General features: G+C 63.7%; 18 protein-coding genes. 6 read left to right on the top strand and 12 right to left on the bottom strand.

The features are described 5' to 3' along the window. Position 1: 1 nt before the first annotated feature. Positions 2-1201 carry an amidase gene (locus NKI25_RS07435; RefSeq protein WP_352588042.1) on the bottom strand — a complete coding sequence of 400 codons (1200 nt, stop codon included), beginning with the start codon at positions 1199-1201 and terminating at the stop codon, positions 2-4. A gap of 562 nt (positions 1202-1763) precedes the next feature. On the opposite strand from NKI25_RS07435, the gene odc2 reads away from it, so the two are divergent. Further along, positions 1764-2897 (top strand): ornithine/lysine decarboxylase, encoded by a 1134-nt coding sequence (odc2, locus tag NKI25_RS07430; RefSeq protein WP_023675424.1) that lies wholly within the window; start codon positions 1764-1766, stop codon positions 2895-2897. A gap of 208 nt (positions 2898-3105) precedes the next feature. Next, the gene (locus NKI25_RS07425; protein WP_352588490.1) at positions 3106-3708 is read left to right on the top strand and encodes a GNAT family N-acetyltransferase; all 603 of its coding nucleotides are present in this window, start codon (positions 3106-3108) and stop codon (positions 3706-3708) included. Positions 3709-3762: 54 nt separating this feature from the next. Here NKI25_RS07425 and NKI25_RS07420 read toward each other — a convergent pair whose 3' ends face one another. Then, the gene (locus NKI25_RS07420) at positions 3763-4047 is read right to left on the bottom strand and encodes an SCP2 sterol-binding domain-containing protein (protein WP_352588487.1); all 285 of its coding nucleotides are present in this window, start codon (positions 4045-4047) and stop codon (positions 3763-3765) included. A gap of 336 nt (positions 4048-4383) precedes the next feature. Between NKI25_RS07420 and NKI25_RS07415 the strand changes: the two genes are divergently transcribed. After that, entirely contained in the window at positions 4384-6117 is a 1734-nt protein-coding gene (locus NKI25_RS07415) for a chloride channel protein (RefSeq protein WP_502896888.1), read from the top strand. 57 nt (positions 6118-6174) lie between these two features. On the opposite strand, the gene NKI25_RS07410 is transcribed toward NKI25_RS07415, so the two are convergent. Then, complete coding sequence (locus NKI25_RS07410; RefSeq protein ID WP_352830137.1) at positions 6175-7185, bottom strand: nucleoside recognition domain-containing protein; 1011 nt, start codon at positions 7183-7185, stop codon at positions 6175-6177. Between the two features lie 118 nt (positions 7186-7303). Here NKI25_RS07410 and NKI25_RS07405 point away from each other — a divergent pair, with 118 nt between their 5' ends. Then, the gene (locus NKI25_RS07405; RefSeq protein WP_023675430.1) at positions 7304-7756 is read left to right on the top strand and encodes an Lrp/AsnC family transcriptional regulator; all 453 of its coding nucleotides are present in this window, start codon (positions 7304-7306) and stop codon (positions 7754-7756) included. Positions 7757-7993: 237 nt separating this feature from the next. After that, a complete protein-coding gene (locus NKI25_RS07400; protein WP_352785702.1) occupies positions 7994-8392 on the top strand; it encodes a GFA family protein in 399 nt (132 codons plus the stop codon). Between the two features lie 90 nt (positions 8393-8482). On the opposite strand, the gene NKI25_RS07395 is transcribed toward NKI25_RS07400, so the two are convergent. The 9 genes from NKI25_RS07395 to NKI25_RS07355 form a co-directional block, all read right to left on the bottom strand. Further along, positions 8483-9046 carry a GNAT family N-acetyltransferase gene (locus NKI25_RS07395; RefSeq protein ID WP_352785704.1) on the bottom strand — a complete coding sequence of 188 codons (564 nt, stop codon included), beginning with the start codon at positions 9044-9046 and terminating at the stop codon, positions 8483-8485. 200 nt (positions 9047-9246) lie between these two features. Continuing rightward, entirely contained in the window at positions 9247-9525 is a 279-nt protein-coding gene (locus NKI25_RS07390) for a GNAT family N-acetyltransferase (RefSeq protein ID WP_352998299.1), read from the bottom strand. 87 nt (positions 9526-9612) lie between these two features. Then, positions 9613-10335, bottom strand: coding sequence for an MFS transporter (locus tag NKI25_RS07385; RefSeq protein ID WP_352998298.1), 723 nt, complete (start codon positions 10333-10335; stop codon positions 9613-9615). A 17-nt stretch (positions 10336-10352) separates the two neighbouring features. Continuing rightward, a complete protein-coding gene (locus NKI25_RS07380; RefSeq protein WP_352998297.1) occupies positions 10353-10742 on the bottom strand; it encodes a hypothetical protein in 390 nt (129 codons plus the stop codon). Between the two features lie 91 nt (positions 10743-10833). Continuing rightward, positions 10834-11268 carry a lipocalin-like domain-containing protein gene (locus NKI25_RS07375; RefSeq protein ID WP_352576070.1) on the bottom strand — a complete coding sequence of 145 codons (435 nt, stop codon included), beginning with the start codon at positions 11266-11268 and terminating at the stop codon, positions 10834-10836. Between the two features lie 58 nt (positions 11269-11326). Further along, positions 11327-12343, bottom strand: coding sequence for a zinc-dependent alcohol dehydrogenase family protein (locus NKI25_RS07370; protein WP_352576068.1), 1017 nt, complete (start codon positions 12341-12343; stop codon positions 11327-11329). Positions 12344-12369: 26 nt separating this feature from the next. Further along, positions 12370-12765 carry a (R)-mandelonitrile lyase gene (locus tag NKI25_RS07365; RefSeq protein WP_352576066.1) on the bottom strand — a complete coding sequence of 132 codons (396 nt, stop codon included), beginning with the start codon at positions 12763-12765 and terminating at the stop codon, positions 12370-12372. Positions 12766-12777: 12 nt separating this feature from the next. Further along, positions 12778-13260 carry a cyclophilin-like fold protein gene (locus tag NKI25_RS07360; RefSeq protein ID WP_502897339.1) on the bottom strand — a complete coding sequence of 161 codons (483 nt, stop codon included), beginning with the start codon at positions 13258-13260 and terminating at the stop codon, positions 12778-12780. Beyond that, entirely contained in the window at positions 13257-14447 is a 1191-nt protein-coding gene (locus tag NKI25_RS07355) for an MFS transporter (protein ID WP_031211387.1), read from the bottom strand. The genes NKI25_RS07360 and NKI25_RS07355 overlap by 4 nt, the downstream gene beginning before the upstream one ends. Positions 14448-14598: 151 nt before the next feature. Between NKI25_RS07355 and NKI25_RS07350 the strand changes: the two genes are divergently transcribed. After that, positions 14599-15492 (top strand): LysR family transcriptional regulator, encoded by an 894-nt coding sequence (locus NKI25_RS07350; protein ID WP_023675440.1) that lies wholly within the window; start codon positions 14599-14601, stop codon positions 15490-15492. Positions 15493-15736 lie beyond the last annotated feature (244 nt).

Genomic DNA, 15736 nt, shown 5'->3' with positions numbered 1-15736 from the left:
GTCATGCGCCTCCTTGGTGGGCTGAAAGGATGCGGGCGGCGAGCGTAATCAACTGCCGGTCGCTGTTCTTCGGGCCGAGCAGCGAAAGACCGAACGGCGCCCCGCCGGTCTTGCCGAGCGGCAGCGTGATCTGCGGAAATCCAGACAGGCCGGAAAGACACAGCAATCTCAGCGCGCGCTCGCGATAGATCTGCAAATCATCAAATAATTCGGCCTTGAGCGGCGCGGCACCCGGAGCGGTCGGAAGCACAAGAACGCCGTCCTCGCCAAGCAGGTCGGTAAGCTCGAGGCGAAACGAAACGCGACGTTCCGTTTCGTGCTGCGCGGTTGCCGGGCCGACGGTCGCGCCATGCTCGAAGCGCTCCTTGACGCCGGGTCCCAGCATGCGGTCGCCGCCAGCGATCCAGGCGCCGTGGCTTTGCCAGGCTTCATAGCCTTGCAGCTTGCGGAAGCACCAATAAAGATCGTCGGTGGAATGCGACAGCGGGCCAACGCTGCGCGGCGCGCCCAGCACCGAAGCGACACTGCGGACCATGGCGCGATATTCCTCGGCCTCCAGCGGGCCGAGCACGAGGCTGTCCAGCGCGTCGAGGGCAAGAGGGCGTACCAGTTCGTGGCGGTGCGGATCGTCGCCGAGCAGCACCGTGCCGACCTTTTCGTAGGTGACGATATCCCTGGCAAACCAGCCGAACGTGTCCAGCGAAGGCGCCAGCGGCATGGCGCCGTCGAGCGAAATGCGGCCATGCGTGGTCCTGAGGCCGATCAGGCCGCAGAAGCTTGCCGGCGCACGGATCGAGCCGCCGGTGTCGGAGCCGGTGGCGATATCGGCCAGCCCGCCGGCGACTGCAGAAGCAGAACCCGAGGACGAGCCGCCGGTGACGCGGTCGGGTGCCGCCGGATTGATCGGCGATGGGAAATGCGCGTTCAGCCCCAGCAGGGAAAAGGCGAGTTCGTCGGTCTGCGTCTTGCCGACGAAGCGGGCGCCCGAATCAAGCAGCGTCTGGACGGCCGGCGCGGTGGCCGTGGCCGGCGAGGCTTCGCGGTATTTCTGCGGATTGCCGCAACCGGTGCGGTACCCGGCGACGTCGAAGATATCCTTGACGGCCAACCGCAAGCCGGCAAGCGGGCCGGATTGCGCATTGGTAACAGGGACTTGATCAAGATCGAGAAAAGCGTTCAGCGGGCCGCGAGTGCCTGTCATGCGTTCGATATCCGGGTGTGCTTGCCGCAGCATTGTTCTTCTGGTCCCGCAGCATTGTTCGATGCCACAAATTTTACAACCTGCGATACGATTTTTATTGATTGTGAAATCTTTCGATCTTATATCGCGCTTGCCCAAAGTCGCACGTGCCTGTGGGTGTCCGCCGATCCTCGAATGGTGAGGGCAATCGGTAAGGTAACTGGAGCCATCCCCTCCAGTCGGTTTAGCGGCCAACCGCCAACCGAGGACACCTTGAAGCAACGACGGTGCGGGCCTTTCTGGTGTTCTGCCGGTCGTCCAAAGACCGGGGTTACTGAAGAGGCACACCTTCATTGCCGGCAGTGCGGACGGGTCTCCCATCCAAGCCAAGGCAGACAAAGCGAACCGAGGCCGGGCAAGGCCAAGGTTCACCGCCGCGAGACGGCGCTTCATGGTTCCGGGGTCTCCACCGGCTGGTTCCATGGATTTCCGTCCCGCCTTTGTCCACCGCGTGTTCGCGAGGCCGAGAGCCCGCGTCCGCAAGCCTTTGTGCGCGCCGAAAGGCGCTGATGGAGAGACCCCGATGGCTACCCAGCGCATCCTTGACTTTCTCGCCACCCGACGTCCGAACGGCCCGTGCCTCGTCGTCGACCTCGATGTCGTGCGCGACAATTTCCGCGCCTTCGAGAAGGCGCTTCCCGATTCCAAGATCTACTATGCGGTGAAAGCAAATCCGGCGCCGGAAATCCTGCGCCTGCTTGCTGCGATGGGCTCGTCCTTCGACACCGCTTCCGTTGCCGAAGTCGAGATGGCGATGGACGCCGGTGCGCCGGCGGACCGCATCTCCTTCGGCAACACCATCAAGAAGGAGCGCGACATCCAGCGCGCCTACCAGCTCGGCATCCGGCTGTTTGCGGTGGACTGCGTCGAGGAGGTCGAGAAGATCGCCCGCGTCGCTCCCGGCGCCCGTGTGTTCTGCCGCGTCCTGACCGACGGCGAGGGTGCCGAATGGCCGCTGTCGCGCAAGTTCGGCTGTGTGCCGGCGATGGCGGTCGACGTGCTGCGCCATGCCAGGGCGCTCGGCCTCGACGCCCATGGCGTATCATTCCATGTCGGCTCGCAGCAGACCGACCTGACCGCCTGGGATCGCGCGCTGGCCGACGCCAAGAAGGTGTTCGCGACGCTGGCCGACGAAGGCATCGTGCTGAAGATGGTCAATATGGGCGGCGGCTTCCCGACCCGCTATCTCAGGGATGTGCCGGTGGCGCAGGCCTATGGCCAGGCGATCTTCTCGGCGCTCAGGAAGCATTTCGGCAACGCCATCCCCGAGACGATCATCGAGCCGGGCCGCGGCATGGTCGGCAATGCCGGGGTGATCAAGTCGGAGGTCGTGCTGATCTCGAAGAAGGCCGATAACGACAATGTGCGCTGGGTGTTCCTCGACATCGGCAAGTTCGGCGGTCTTGCCGAGACCATGGACGAGGCGATCCGCTATCCGATCGTCACCGCGCATGACGGCAGCGAGACCGCGCCTTGCGTGCTCGCCGGCCCGACCTGCGATTCGGCCGACGTGATGTACGAAAAGACGCCGTACCCGCTGCCCTTATCGCTGACCATCGGCGACGAGGTGCTGATCGAGGGCACCGGCGCCTACACGACGACCTACGCCTCGGTCGCCTTCAACGGCTTCGAGCCTCTCCGATCCTACGTGATCTGAGGGCTCGCAAGAGTTGCTCAGATCATCCCCGGTGGGCGCCTGTCGCCCGCCCGGGCTCGCCTGTGGAACAATCCGCTTGTGAAGGATCGCGGAAATGAACATTGCAGATCTCATCGTTGAAGGCGTGGGAATCTCCCCCCTCGAGGGGGAGATGGCCGCGAAGCGGCCAGAGGGGGTCGGTTCGACTGGACTCGGCCTCCTGCCGCAGATGGAGGCCGGCGCTTCACGCGCGACAACCCCCTCTGTCGCCTTCGGCGACATCTCCCCCTCGAGGGGGGAGATTGCGGTCGTCGCCGAAACCGCCGCCGACGTCCCGGCTCGCGAGGCTTTGCTCGATCGCGCCATGGGGCCGAAGCGCCGGAAGAAGTCGTCGGAAAAGCTGCGGCGCGGCCGCCGGCCTTCGGAGGGCCTGGCCTTTGTCGCGCGCGACGCGTCGGGCACTGTTGCCGGCACGGTGCGGCTGTGGGACGTGGTGCTGGGCGAGGGCAGCACGGCAGCGCTGCTGCTCGGCCCGCTTGCGATCGACCCGGCGCTGAAAAATGCCGGCATCGGCTCGGCGCTGATGCGCCATGCGGTCACTGAGGCCGAGCGGCTTGGCCATGCGGCGATCCTGCTGGTCGGCGACGCGCCCTATTACGAGCGCTTCGGGTTTTCGGCCGCAAAGACCGGCTCGCTGGCCATGCCGGGGCCTTACGAGCGGCACCGCCTGCTGGCGCGGGAACTGGTTGTCGGCGCACTCGACGGCGCGCAAGGCACGCTGAAGGCGGCAGGGCGCAAGCTGAAGGCGCAGAGACTGCCGCTCGCTGCCTGATGGTTCGAAGCAAGCCGCCCGCCATCGTGCGGCGGCTTGTTTCACCTCAAGCGATCAGCCGATCAGTTGGCTGAGCGCCATGGCGACGCTCATGTCGCCTTCGACCTTTATCTTGCCGGACATGAAGGCCATGGTCGGGTTGAGGTCGCCTGATATCAGCGAGTCCAGATCGTCGAGCGAAAGCTTTATGGTGCAGTCGGCCGGCCCGTCGATGGTCGAGACATCAGCGCCGTCGATGACGATGACACCGTCGCCGCCGGTATCGAACTTCACGGAACGGTCGAACCCGGCACTCGCCACGCGCGCGCTGATCTTGTCGGCAATTTCCTGAACGCCCATGGCGGTTCTCCTCGTCTCGTTGCGTTTGTCGCTCATTGGCACTTCGATCCGGGACACTTCGATCTGGCCGAAGTCGCCGTCTTGCGCATTTCGCGATCACGGTCGCCGGCGCATATAGCTTCGGGTTGACGTTTACGTCAACGCGGCTCCCCGAGATGAAGATGGGGTTTATCGCCGCAGCATCACGCGGGCATGACACCTCGGCGGCCTGCATGTTGCCACGCGATGTTGCCGAGGGTATCAGGCACCCACGAATATCGGCGAGCCGCCCCGGTGCTTTCCAGAAACGAACCGCCCAGAAACGAACCGCAAGTCTATGCCCGCCGGTTGCGCGCGGTGCTGATCAGATCGATCCCGCTGCTCGAGGCGCGCGGTATTGCCGTCGTCATTCTGGCTGCCCTGGTCGGGGTGATGGCGGGTGCGCTGGTCACCGGCATGAGCGGACTGGTGCAGGTCCTGCACGGGCTTATGTTCGGCGTTCAGCCCGGCGGTCGGCTTTCGGCGATGTTTTCGCTGCAAAGGCCGGAGCAGGCGCTGATCCCGGCGATCGGCGGCATCCTGCTCGGGCTGACGGTGATCTGGCTGAGAAAGCGGAAGTTCCGCACGCCGGTCGATCCGATCGAAGCCAACGCGCTTTATGGCGGCCGCATGTCGCTGACCGACACCTTCATCATCGCCGGGCAGACGATGATCTCGAGCGGCTTCGGCGCTTCGGTCGGGCTCGAGGCCGGCTATACGCAGGTGGGTTCGGGCCTGGCGTCGCGGCTGGCGCGCTTGTTCAGGCTGCGCCGCAACGATGTCCGCATCCTGGTCGGCTGCGGTGCCGCCGGCGCGATCGCCGCCGCCTTCGACGCGCCGCTGACCGGCGCCTTCTACGGTTTCGAGCTAGTCATCGGCATCTACTCGGTCGCCAATGTTGCGCCGGTGATGGCCGCCGCGATCTCGGCCTCGCTGACCGCAGAGGTGTTCGGCGGCGTGCCGTTTCCGCTGGAGCTCGCCGGTCTGCCGCAGCTCACCGTCAGCCAGTATTTGCCGTTCATGCTGCTCGGGCTTCTGGGCGGCGGTGCTTCCATCGCCATCATGCATCTGGTGAGCCTGATCGAGCGCCTCTTTGCCCGGCTGTCGATCGACGCCTCGCTGCGCCCCGCCTTCGGCGGCGTGATGGTCGGGCTGCTGGGGCTGGTCACGCCGCAGGTCCTGTCCAGCGGCCATGGCGCGCTGCACCGCGAATTCGCGATGAATTACGGGCTGGCCGTGGTGGCCAGCGTCTTCGTGCTGAAGCTGGCGGCCTCGGCGATCTCGCTCGGCTCCGGCTTCCGCGGCGGCTTGTTCTTTGCCTCGTTGTTTCTCGGCGCGCTGCTCGGCAAGATGTTTGCCGGCGCGATGGCATTCGTCTCGCCGGCGACCGGCATCGACCCTGCCGTCGCCGCCGTCGTCGGCATGACCTCGCTCGCCGTCGGCGTCGTCGGCGGCCCGTTGACGATGACCTTCCTGGCGCTGGAATCGACCCGCGACCTGACGCTGACCGGCGTGGTGCTGGCCGCCTCGCTCATGGCGGCGATCCTGGTGCGCGAAACGTTCGGCTATTCCTTCTCGACATGGCGCTTTCACCTGCGCGGCGAAACGATCCGCAGCGCGCATGATGTCGGCTGGATGCGGAGCCTGACTGTCGGCTCGATGATGCGAAAGGATGTCCGCACCATCGACGCCTCGACGACGCTTGCGGAATTCCGCAAGCAGGTGCCGCTCGGTGCCTCGCAGCGCGTCATCGCGGTTGACGCCGACCTGCATTATGTCGGCGTGCTGATCGTCGCCGAATTGCACAGCCATTTGTCGGATGACGAGATGCCGGTGCTGTCCTTCGCCAAATTCAGGGATGCGGTGCTGGTGCCGAGCATGAACGTGCAGACGGCCGCCGAGACCTTCCAGCGCGCCGGCGCCGAGGAATTGGCGGTGGTCGAAGATTTCACCGATCGCAAGGTGGTCGGTCTGCTGACCGAAGGCCACCTGATGCGGCGCTATGCCGAGGAACTCGACAAGGCGCGGCGCGATCTGTCGGGAGAGGGGTAGCCGCGTCCTGTCCCGATAGCGATGCGACACACATGTCGGCTGCTGCGTAAGGAGGGCTCACGTCAACGGCCCGCTAATCGCGGGCTCCGAAATCCGATTGCGCGGACTGTCTTCTTCCTTGTGGAAGAGTGTCTTGAAGAAAAGAGCGTCGGGAACCGCCTTGATTACTTTTGCGATCACGGCGGTCGCGAGCACGGCAAACGCTAGGCGACCGAGAAGCACGCTCGTAACATCAGCGCCAAGTGTGACAACGACCAACGTATCCTCAATGAGGCTATGGGCAAAACCCATGAACACGCAGGCAAGGAATATCTGACGCGGCTCGGCGCTAGGCGTGCGCGCCTCGCGGATCAGCAGTCCTGCGCCATAGGAAATCCCGAGAAACAGGCCAACAGCGGCGAAAGGTACCGTCTGCTTTTCGATGCCGGCGAGCCGAAAGAGCGGTGCAAGCCCTCTGTTCATCCACTCCAAAATGCCCGACATCTTGAGAAGCTCGATCACCCAGCTCAGCGCAAGCAGAACAACGAGCATGATGCCCAGGGTTTTGAGCGTACCCAGGAGAAAGCCGCCCCAGTCGGTGCTTTCATTCGTCGGCATCCACGCCGGCTTCACCGGTCCTGACAGCCATCCGGTCACGGCGAATATCTGATGCAGAAGGACAGCAAAGACCAAACCCCCGCCAATACGAAGCGCCGCGGTGACCAGGAAGCTCGGCCCGGCCCTCTGAATGATCCGTTGCTCGATCGGAATGGCATGTGCAAACAGCAAGAGAGCCGAAAGAACCGTCATGTCGGCAGTGCTGAGCGCCGAAACCGGAACCAAGGTGAGTACGATCACAAGCGCGCCCCAGATCCCGACCAGCAATCCCGTCAGCCAGGCAAAGGCGAGTTCAGGTGGCAACCCCACCTGCAACATGAGCGGGGAGAAGAACGGAGAAATCGCCTGGATGACGCCAAGGTCCTGCAGCAGCCGCGTGGCAATCGCAACCGGAACGATCACGCGAACCAGTTCCCAATAGATTTCAAGCGTCTCCAATGTCTTGCGATAGAAGGCGGCGCAAATTGCCATCATGCTGCTCCATCATTCCTGGAGCCGTCTGAGTAGCGTGAGACGCTTCGCATTTGTGGTCAAAGTTTGCGATTCCGTGCAATAAAATTGCAACGCACCGACGATGAGCGCGACCGACATGGACAAGATCGACAGAAGGCTTCTCAACCTGCTCCAGGATGATGCCTCACGAACTAACGCCAAACTGGCGGGGTTAGTCGGGCTTTCCCCTTCGAGCTGCCTGCGCCGCATACGACGACTGAAGAAGAGCGGTGTCATCAGCCGCGTTGTCGCGCTTCTCGCACCGGCAAAGGCTGGCCGGGGCTTGAAGGCGATCGTCGCCGTCGAACTGGAGCGTCATGGCGAGCAGTATATGAGGGACTTTCTCGAGTTGGCCGCTCAGGAACCGGCCGTCACTCAGGCCTACAGTGTGAGCGGCGAAACCGACGCCGTCCTCATGCTCCGCCTGACGGATATGGAAGAGTTCGATGCGCTGTGCGAGCGACTGTTCCGAGACCGAAGCAACGTCGCGCGATACCACACGATGTTCGTGATCCGAACGGCCAAGGAAGTGACCGCAATTCCACTGTAGTGTTCGGGTTGCGATAGACCTGCCAGGCCCTGAATTCAGCGGCCCGGCGGAGAAACTCTACGAACATTTCAATATGCCGAAAGGGGGTAGTGAAGGCAGCTTGGAGGCAACGCCTCGCGCACGCGAGGACAATCGCCAGCGCCGAATGTCGGAATTGGGCGCCAGCTCGACGCATTTCATGGCGCCTCCCTCACGCCCAGGCATGAAGCTGTCCTTGTTGGCTCAAGGAGAATTTGCATGCGTGGTCATTGCTTATGTGGCGCTATTGCCTTTGAAGTCGATGGCCCGGCACAGGCCTGCGTGGTCTGTCATTGTGAAAGTTGTCGGCGGCAATGTTCTGCGCCGATGACCTCCTATATTGGCGTCTTGAACGGCCAATGGCGATGGCTGGGCAAGCTACCGAAGGTATTCAACTCTTCTCCCGGTGTGGAAAGAACATTTTGCGATCACTGTGGCACGCCGCTGTCCTTCCGCCCAAAGAACATGTCTGATGTCATGCATTTTTTTGCGGCAGCGATGGAGGAGCCAGAAAAATTTGCACCTACGCTGCATGTCGCTTTTGAGGAGAAGCTCCCTTGGTTGAAACTCGCCGACAACCTGCCGACTCGTTTTGGGCCTGACTATACGAAAGACTAGGAGCTGCTCGCATCGAGACAAACGGTGGAAGCTGCGGACAGCATCCGGAAGCGAGATGATGCCTCCGTCCGTTCAAACGGCGGTCGAACATTATCGATCGCGGCTGCTCTCGACCTGCTTGAGCGGCAGCAGGTAGGCGATGATCTGCTGATCGCCGAGTGCTGGATCAAAGCCAATAATGTCGGAGGCGAAAAGGTCGTGGGCGGGGCGTCTCTCGAAGCCAAGGCTTTCATACAGCTTGTATGCAGACGTCATGGACGAGGCAATGTGAAGCGCAAGGCCGCCTGAGCCCTGCAGACGCGCTTGCATGACGCACCATTCGCAAAGCGCGCGGCCATATCCGCGGCCCTGTGCCGAGGGAACAACCGCGAGAGTCCTGAGGCCTGCCAGCCCGGGCGGCCAGCCCATGCCGTCAAAGGCGGCATCGGCGTAGTAGGTGACCGTCCCGACGAGGCGTCCCTCGGCTTCGAGCACCGCGACGCTAGCTTTCGCCCATCTCCCCGCGACATCCCGCGCATCCTTGACGTAGGGCTCGAAGATGTGCGGTGCCAGAACGGGCCGTAACGATGCGAAAGCCTCTGAGACGAGCAACCCAATTCCATCCAGTTCCTGACGGCTTGCCAGGCGGACGCGTGGCTTGGATGCGATCTGCATGCATGTCCTCACTGCTCCAGTAATTCGACCGTATGTAGGGCTCCCTCCGGCTGGCTGGACTTCGCCCGGCTTCGGCCGTCGGCCGTATCCCGCAGCGCGATTCACCCGGAGAGGTTCGCCTGCCACAATAATGACCGGCAGCAAGATTCCAACGGACCTGAGCCGCCGAGCCGCGACGACGAGTTAATCGGCGGAGCACCTCAAACTTTCGGTAACAGTTTGCTCATGCTTATGCGCTCCTCGACCTCGTATCCGCACTTTCGGTAGAACCCAAGAACCGTCGAATTGGAAGCGACAATTTGGAGGTTGATCTTTATGCAACCAAGGCCGGCGAGCCGCCTTTCGGCCTCATGGATGAGGGCCTCGCCGATCCCTTTTTGGCGATGGGACTGCAAGATAGCGATGCGCGATATCCACCCTCGATGGCCGTCATACCCGGCCATGATCGATCCGACGACCTGATCGGCCTCTATCGCCACCAAAAGCAGGTTCGGCTGATGCCTCAGCTTCTCGCGAAGCGGGAGCGATCGTAGTTGCGCGACATCTCGAGCCCAGACTATCCGGCTCTATAGTGGAGCGTTACGGCGACCCAGCAGCAGAGCGATGCCCAACGCCGGAAGCGTCGCCGTCGCGACGGCGAAGAAGACGAATTGCAGCCCGGCCGACCCAGCGACCAAGCCGAGCGCCGGACTGCCGAAGCCGAGCGCCACGTCGAGGAAGACGGTGTAGAGTCCCATGGCCAGGCCGCGGCTGCGTGGTGGAAGATGGGTTACGGCCTCGGCACCGAAACCGGGATAGACCAGCGAGTAGCCGAGGCCAGTCAGGCCCGCTCCGATGGCGGCGAGAACGGGCCCAGGCGCAAGCCAGATCAGCATCAGCCCTGCCGCCTCGACCGCCACGAAGATCACGGCGACGCGCGCGCCCCCTAACCTGTCAGGCAGGTGGCCGAAGCACAGCCTTGCCGCGATCAGCGACGCGGCATAAGTGGTGAAGGGAAGCCAGACCGGCTGCCAGCCGCGTTCGGCAAAGAGCAGCGCGCCAAAGGACAGGATCGCGCCATAGCCAAGGCTGCTGAAAGCAGCTCCGACGCCGGGAAGCCAGACCGCTTGCGCCACGCTCGTCCATGACTGTCGTGCGGCGCTCGCGGCGAGGCTGGTGCCACGCATAGGCAGGATGGCAAGCAGCGTCGCAAGCGGCAGGCCGACCGTCGCGAGTGCGATCGCGGCGAAGCCGCTCGCCGCGTAAAGCGCAGATCCGATCGGCGCGCCTAGCGCGAGCGCCGCGAACATCGCCGTGCCCACCCAGGCTAAGACCTTTCCGGAGTTTGTCCGCCCGCAAGGGAGAGGCCCCAGGCGACGCCGCCTGTGATGATGAAGCTCTCAGACGCGCCCAGTACCGCCCGCCCGGCGAAGAGCGCCGATGCGGACGCTACCGGCCGGTCGAGCAATGCCAGCGAGCCGAGGTAAATGAACCCCGCCAGGACAGCGGCAATGAGGCCGACGACGACGGCCCGCTTGCCGCCGCGCCCATCGGCATAATTTCCGGCTCCAATGCGCGACAGCATCGAGGCGACGAACTGGCTGCCCGTCACCAGCCCGACTGCGAAGGGGCCGAAGCCGAGCTGCTGGTGAAGATGCAGCGGCAGGACGGGTAGCGCCAAGCCGATCAGGAGGAAGCCGGCGAAGACAGCCGCCATGATTGGCACCAGTTCCGCCATCGCGCCATTTCGGTCAGAAGTCCGCGCCATTGTGGCCACCGATAACACGTTGACAGCCGGGCTGTTCCGATCAGTAACGTTCGTAGGTCACGCGCCAGCCTTCGGCCGGATTGTCCGGCGTCAGGACCAGTTTGTTGTCCGAGACTTCGAATTTGCGTTTCATGCTCTTCCCGACAAGGTTGCGGACCAGGGAGGACTCGATCGTGATGACGAAGGTCTTGTCCTGGTCGTTGATGGCGACCGGCCCGTAATAGGCTTCGTAGCCATTCGCCGTGTAAGGCGTGTCCGGCGCCTTAGCGTCGGGGTTCTGGGCCTGCACCGAGAGGGTGCCGGCCTCGGTGAAGATGACCTGGCCGGAATATGGCACGGGCTTGAGGTTTCCCTCGGCACCGGCCTCGAGCGACCTCATGCGCCATGCGCCGATGATCGGGGACTCTTGGGAGAAAGCCGGCGTGGCGACCGAAAGCGCAAGCGCAAGGGCAGCGATCTTCAATCTCATCGTCATATGTCGTTGTTCTTTTTCTCGTTTGTGGGTGCGGACAGGCCGTCCGCCCAATCTTCGCTTACACCGAAAGCATGACCTTGATGGCGCGCCGCTCGTCCATGGCGCGGTAGCCTTCAGCGACCTCGGCCAACGGCAGCTTGAGGTCGAAGACCTTGCCGGGCTTGATCCTGCCCTTGAGCACACGGTCCATGAGGTCGGGCAGGAAGCGGCGCACCGGCGCGGGGCCGCCCAGCATGCGCTTCTGGCCGAAGAAGAGATTCTGGCCATCGAAGCTCACGCCATGCGGCACGCCGACATAGCCGATGGTGCCGCCGGGGCGAGAGCAGGCCAGCGCCTGGTCGAAGGATTCCGCCGTGCCAACGCATTCCAGCACCGAGTCCGCGCCGACGTCCTTAGTGAGCCCTTTGATCCGGGCCACACCTTCCTCGCCGCGCTCAGCGACGATGTCGGTCGCGCCGAATTCGCGGGCGAGTTTTTGGCGGCTGGCGTGCCGGCTCATGGCGATGATGCGCTCAGCGCCCATCTCCTTGGCCGCGAGGACGCCCATCAGGCCGACCGCACCGTCGCCGACCACCACCACCGTCGATCCTTCTCGGACCTCGGCTGCGTCGGCCGCATACCAGCCGGTGCCGAGCACATCGGACACAGCCAGCAGGTCAGGGATGAGTTCGGCCGGCGGCACCTCGGCGGTGGCGACCAGTGTGCCATCCGCCAACGGCACGCGGGCGTAAGGCGCCTGCGCGCCCGACATGAACTCGCGCTGCACACAGGACGACTGGAAGCCGAAGCGGCAATGCGGGCAGGTATTGTCGGAGAGGCAGAACGAGCCGACGACGAACTGGCCGGGACGGACCGTGCCCACCTCTGCGCCGACCTCGACGACGATGCCACAATATTCGTGGCCCATATGCATCGGGCCGTTGACCGGCTGCAGCCCGCGATAGGGCCACAGGTCCGAGCCGCAGATGCAGCTCGCCGAGAGCTTGATGATAGCATCCGTCGGGCGAAGGATCCTTGGGTCTTCGACTTCCTCGCAGCGGATGTCGCCGGGCTTATGAAGAACGGTTGCGAGCATTTTGCTTTCCTTTCGTTCAATCGATGTCAGGCGCCGTAGTCGGCGTCGCTGACGTGTTCCAGCCAGTCCACCACCTTGCCGTCTTTGACCTCCTGGAGGGCAATGTGGATCATGGCCGTCTCGGGTGAGGCACCGTGCCAATGCTTCTCGCCGGGTGCGAACCAGACAACGTCACCGAGACGGATCTCCTCGACCGGCCCGCCCTCGCTCTGAACGAGGCCGAGGCCGGAGACGACGATCAACGTCTGTCCAAGCGGATGCGTGTGCCAGGCGGTGCGGGCGCCCGGCTCGAACGTCACCTGCGCGCCCTGCACGCGCGCGGCGTCGAACGGGTTGAACAGCGGATCGATGCGGACCGTGCCGGTGAACCAGTCGGAAGGCCCCTCGCCAGACGGCCTGGTGCCTGCGCGAAGAATATCCATGGTGATCTCCTGTCAGATGCGTTCGATGCGAAGCGGGAACTTGCCGCTTACGTGTAGGGCCTCTTCGCCCGCGTCGAAGCGGCCGAGCCTGATCAGCCCGGGATGGCGGTAGTCGGCGTAGAACATGGCCAGATTGCCCCAGGGCATGAAGTAGCAAAGGTCGTATGGCCGCTCGTTGCCGAACGGGCCGCTGCCCTCCTCCGTCAGCTTGCGCGGCAGATAGGCAATCTTCTCGTTATGCGCGTAGTCGTCGATGGTGAGATCGAGCGGCAGCATGGTGAAGAAGTCGCGCGCCGACGGATTGTCGTAGAGCGTGGCGGTCATGGTCCGGCCATTGAAAATCATCTTGATCCTCATGTCGGTGGGCTCCTGGCTGCCTGGGTTGCTGCCCTGCTGGCTGCGGGCGGCCCGCGGCAGGACCGTTGCCGCGAGCGCGCCGCCGAGCAACGCGCGGCGGCTGAGGTCCGGACGGTCGATCGTCATGGCTGCCGTCATGGCTGCGACCTCCGGGCCAAATGCGATGCTGCAAAGGCGGCGAGCGCCGATCCACAGAGCAGCACCGCGCCGAAAATGAATGCACCCCACCAGCCGACCGTATCGAAGAGCGTGCCGCCGATCGCGGCGCCGCCTGTAATGGCGAGCTGGATGACTGCCACCTGCAGCCCGCCGCCGGCCTCTGCGTCGTCCGGCAACGTCCGGCTGAGCCACGTGCCCCAGCCAACGGGCGCGGCCGTGCCGAAGAAGCCCCAGGCAACGAGCAGCAGCGCTGTGGGAACCGGCAAGGCACCGAGGGCGATGAGCGCAGCTGCCAGCGCGGCCATGACCAGCGGGATGACGATGAGGATGCTGAACAGGCGCGTGCGCAAAAGCCGGCCTATGCAGAGGGTGCCGAGCACCCCGGCCAGCCCCATCGCCAGCAGGATCGCCGAAAGCGCGGCGATGTCGACCCTAGTGACGCTCTCGAGGAAGGGCCGCAGATAGGTGAAGAGCGCGAACTGGCCCATGAACAGCATCATGATCGACGCCATGCCGGTGGCGACAGGAAGACGGCCGAGGAGCGCCAGCGGATTGCCTGGACGCTTCCTCCGGCGCGGGGGCAGCGCCGGCAGGCTTGTCCACTGCCAGACCAGCGCCAGGAGCCCAAGCGGCACGACGAGGAAGAAAGCGCCGCGCCAGCCGACATAGGCGCCAAGAAAACTGCCCAGCGGCGCGGCGATGGTGGCCGCAATGGCATTGCCAGCGTTTAGCATGGCGAGACCCTTCGGAACCATGTCTTGCGGCACGAGGCGCATGACGATCGCGGTCGACATCGACCAGAACCCGCCGATCGCGATGCCGAGCAGCGCCCGGCCGACCATGAGGAACGCGTAGTTCGGCGCGAAGGTGACAGTGAGCCCGGACACGATGAGGAGAAGGGTGAAGCCGGTCACGACCAGTCGGCGGTCGATCCGGCGCGTGAGGCCGGCGACCAGCAGGCTGGTCACGACGGCGAAAGCGCCCGAAATCGAGATCGCCTGTCCCGTGCGGCCCTCGGTGATGCCGAGATCGGCCGCTAGCGGCGACAGCAGGCTGACCGGCATGAATTCCGACGCGATGAGCACGGAAACACACAGAGCCATCGACAGCACCGCGCCCCATGCGGCGCGGTCTTCGACAAGCCTTGTGTCGTAGGTCGTTTCCATAATTGGCATCCTTGCAAGGCGACGGGGGTGGATCAGCCGCCCATCCCCGTCACCATGCTGGAAGATATTGCAGAGGAACCCATTCTATTAGACTGAGTAATTCGCATGGACTTATCTGCTTATGATATAAATGTCCGACGGGAGGTGCCCTATGCAGCGCGATGGCATGAAGGATTTGCTCTGGTTCGTGGCGGTCGCCCGGGAGCGCAGCTTCACCAAGGCGGCGGCCAAGCTCGGAACCTCGCAGTCGACCCTGAGCTCGACAATCAAGGAGCTTGAAGCTCGTCTTGGCGTCCGCCTGCTGACGCGTACGACGCGGAGCGTCGCTCCGACCGAGGCCGGCGAGCGACTTTTCCAATCTCTTGTTCCCCGCTTCGAGGAAATCGAAGCGGACCTCGCAAGCCTGGTGGCCTTTCGCGACAAGCCCTCCGGAACGGTCCGTATCACGCTTTCCGACCATGCGCTCCAGACGACCGTCTGGCCGAAGCTGCAGCCCTTGCTCAGCGACTATCCTGACGTGTGCGTCGAACTCTACAGCGACAACGGCATGAAGAACATTGTGGAGGAGCGCTTCGACGCAGGCGTGCGGCTTGGTGAGAGCATCGACAGGGATATGATCGCAGTGCGCATCGGGCCGGATTGGAGGCTCGTGGCCGTGGCTTCGCCGGAGTACTTTTCCCGCCATCCGGTTCCGACCGCACCGCAGGATCTGGTCGATCATGACTGCATTAATATGCGGCAGGCGACGTTCGGCGGATTATATGCCTGGGAATTCGCCAGGGATGGCCGCGACCTTCGTGTGCGGGTGGAAGGCCAACTCACCTTCAATTCGTCCATTCCCATGATCGAGGCTGCGATAAGCGGTTTCGGGATCGCCTATGTCCCAGAAAACCTCGTCAGCCACCACATCGCCAAGGGATGCCTTAGGCTCGTGCTTGACGACTGGAGTCCGCCATTTGCGGGCTATCACCTCTACTACCCGAGCAGGCGACAGCTCTCGCCTGCGATGGCGGTGATCATTGAGACGCTCCGCCATCGCATCTGACTCCCAAGACTGTGCCTATGAATCATGAAGCTGACATTGGTAAATGGTAGGTTCTGACCCAAGCCATTTGACTTCTACGCTGCGGGCGGCTGCTTTCGCCTCAAAGCAGACGTGTAGCTCGCTCGCCTCTATGCCTGTGATTGTGATGGGTTTCGGATGCCGGCCGTCTACTGAGATGGCGTGGCTCGAGGCCGGCGTCCGGAAGCCTCCAGGGAAGGAACCCGCGGGGTGGAGATTTCGGTTT

It is taken from the genome of Mesorhizobium sp. M0808, assembly GCF_040320025.1.
In the GTDB taxonomy this organism is placed as follows: Bacteria; Pseudomonadota; Alphaproteobacteria; order Rhizobiales; family Rhizobiaceae; genus Mesorhizobium.
Note: the sequence above shows the minus strand (reverse complement) of the source record. Positions and strands in the feature narration are given on the sequence as shown.

What these genes read in the sequence shown, in the direction of transcription:
- NKI25_RS07435 (WP_352588042.1), bottom strand. Translation starts at nt 1,201, where the DNA reads ATGACAGGCACTCGCGGCCCGCTGAACGCTTTTCTCGATCTTGATCAA.
- odc2 (WP_023675424.1), top strand. Translation starts at nt 1,764, where the DNA reads ATGGCTACCCAGCGCATCCTTGACTTTCTCGCCACCCGACGTCCGAAC.
- NKI25_RS07425 (WP_352588490.1), top strand. Translation starts at nt 3,106, where the DNA reads ATGGAGGCCGGCGCTTCACGCGCGACAACCCCCTCTGTCGCCTTCGGC.
- NKI25_RS07420 (WP_352588487.1), bottom strand. Translation starts at nt 4,047, where the DNA reads ATGGGCGTTCAGGAAATTGCCGACAAGATCAGCGCGCGCGTGGCGAGT.
- NKI25_RS07410 (WP_352830137.1), bottom strand. Translation starts at nt 7,185, where the DNA reads ATGGCAATTTGCGCCGCCTTCTATCGCAAGACATTGGAGACGCTTGAA.
- NKI25_RS07405 (WP_023675430.1), top strand. Translation starts at nt 7,304, where the DNA reads ATGGACAAGATCGACAGAAGGCTTCTCAACCTGCTCCAGGATGATGCC.
- NKI25_RS07400 (WP_352785702.1), top strand. Translation starts at nt 7,994, where the DNA reads ATGCGTGGTCATTGCTTATGTGGCGCTATTGCCTTTGAAGTCGATGGC.
- NKI25_RS07395 (WP_352785704.1), bottom strand. Translation starts at nt 9,046, where the DNA reads ATGCAGATCGCATCCAAGCCACGCGTCCGCCTGGCAAGCCGTCAGGAA.
- NKI25_RS07385 (WP_352998298.1), bottom strand. Translation starts at nt 10,335, where the DNA reads ATGTTCGCGGCGCTCGCGCTAGGCGCGCCGATCGGATCTGCGCTTTAC.
- NKI25_RS07380 (WP_352998297.1), bottom strand. Translation starts at nt 10,742, where the DNA reads ATGGCGGCTGTCTTCGCCGGCTTCCTCCTGATCGGCTTGGCGCTACCC.
- NKI25_RS07375 (WP_352576070.1), bottom strand. Translation starts at nt 11,268, where the DNA reads ATGACGATGAGATTGAAGATCGCTGCCCTTGCGCTTGCGCTTTCGGTC.
- NKI25_RS07370 (WP_352576068.1), bottom strand. Translation starts at nt 12,343, where the DNA reads ATGCTCGCAACCGTTCTTCATAAGCCCGGCGACATCCGCTGCGAGGAA.
- NKI25_RS07365 (WP_352576066.1), bottom strand. Translation starts at nt 12,765, where the DNA reads ATGGATATTCTTCGCGCAGGCACCAGGCCGTCTGGCGAGGGGCCTTCC.
- NKI25_RS07360 (WP_502897339.1), bottom strand. Translation starts at nt 13,260, where the DNA reads ATGACGGCAGCCATGACGATCGACCGTCCGGACCTCAGCCGCCGCGCG.
- NKI25_RS07355 (WP_031211387.1), bottom strand. Translation starts at nt 14,447, where the DNA reads ATGGAAACGACCTACGACACAAGGCTTGTCGAAGACCGCGCCGCATGG.
- NKI25_RS07350 (WP_023675440.1), top strand. Translation starts at nt 14,599, where the DNA reads ATGCAGCGCGATGGCATGAAGGATTTGCTCTGGTTCGTGGCGGTCGCC.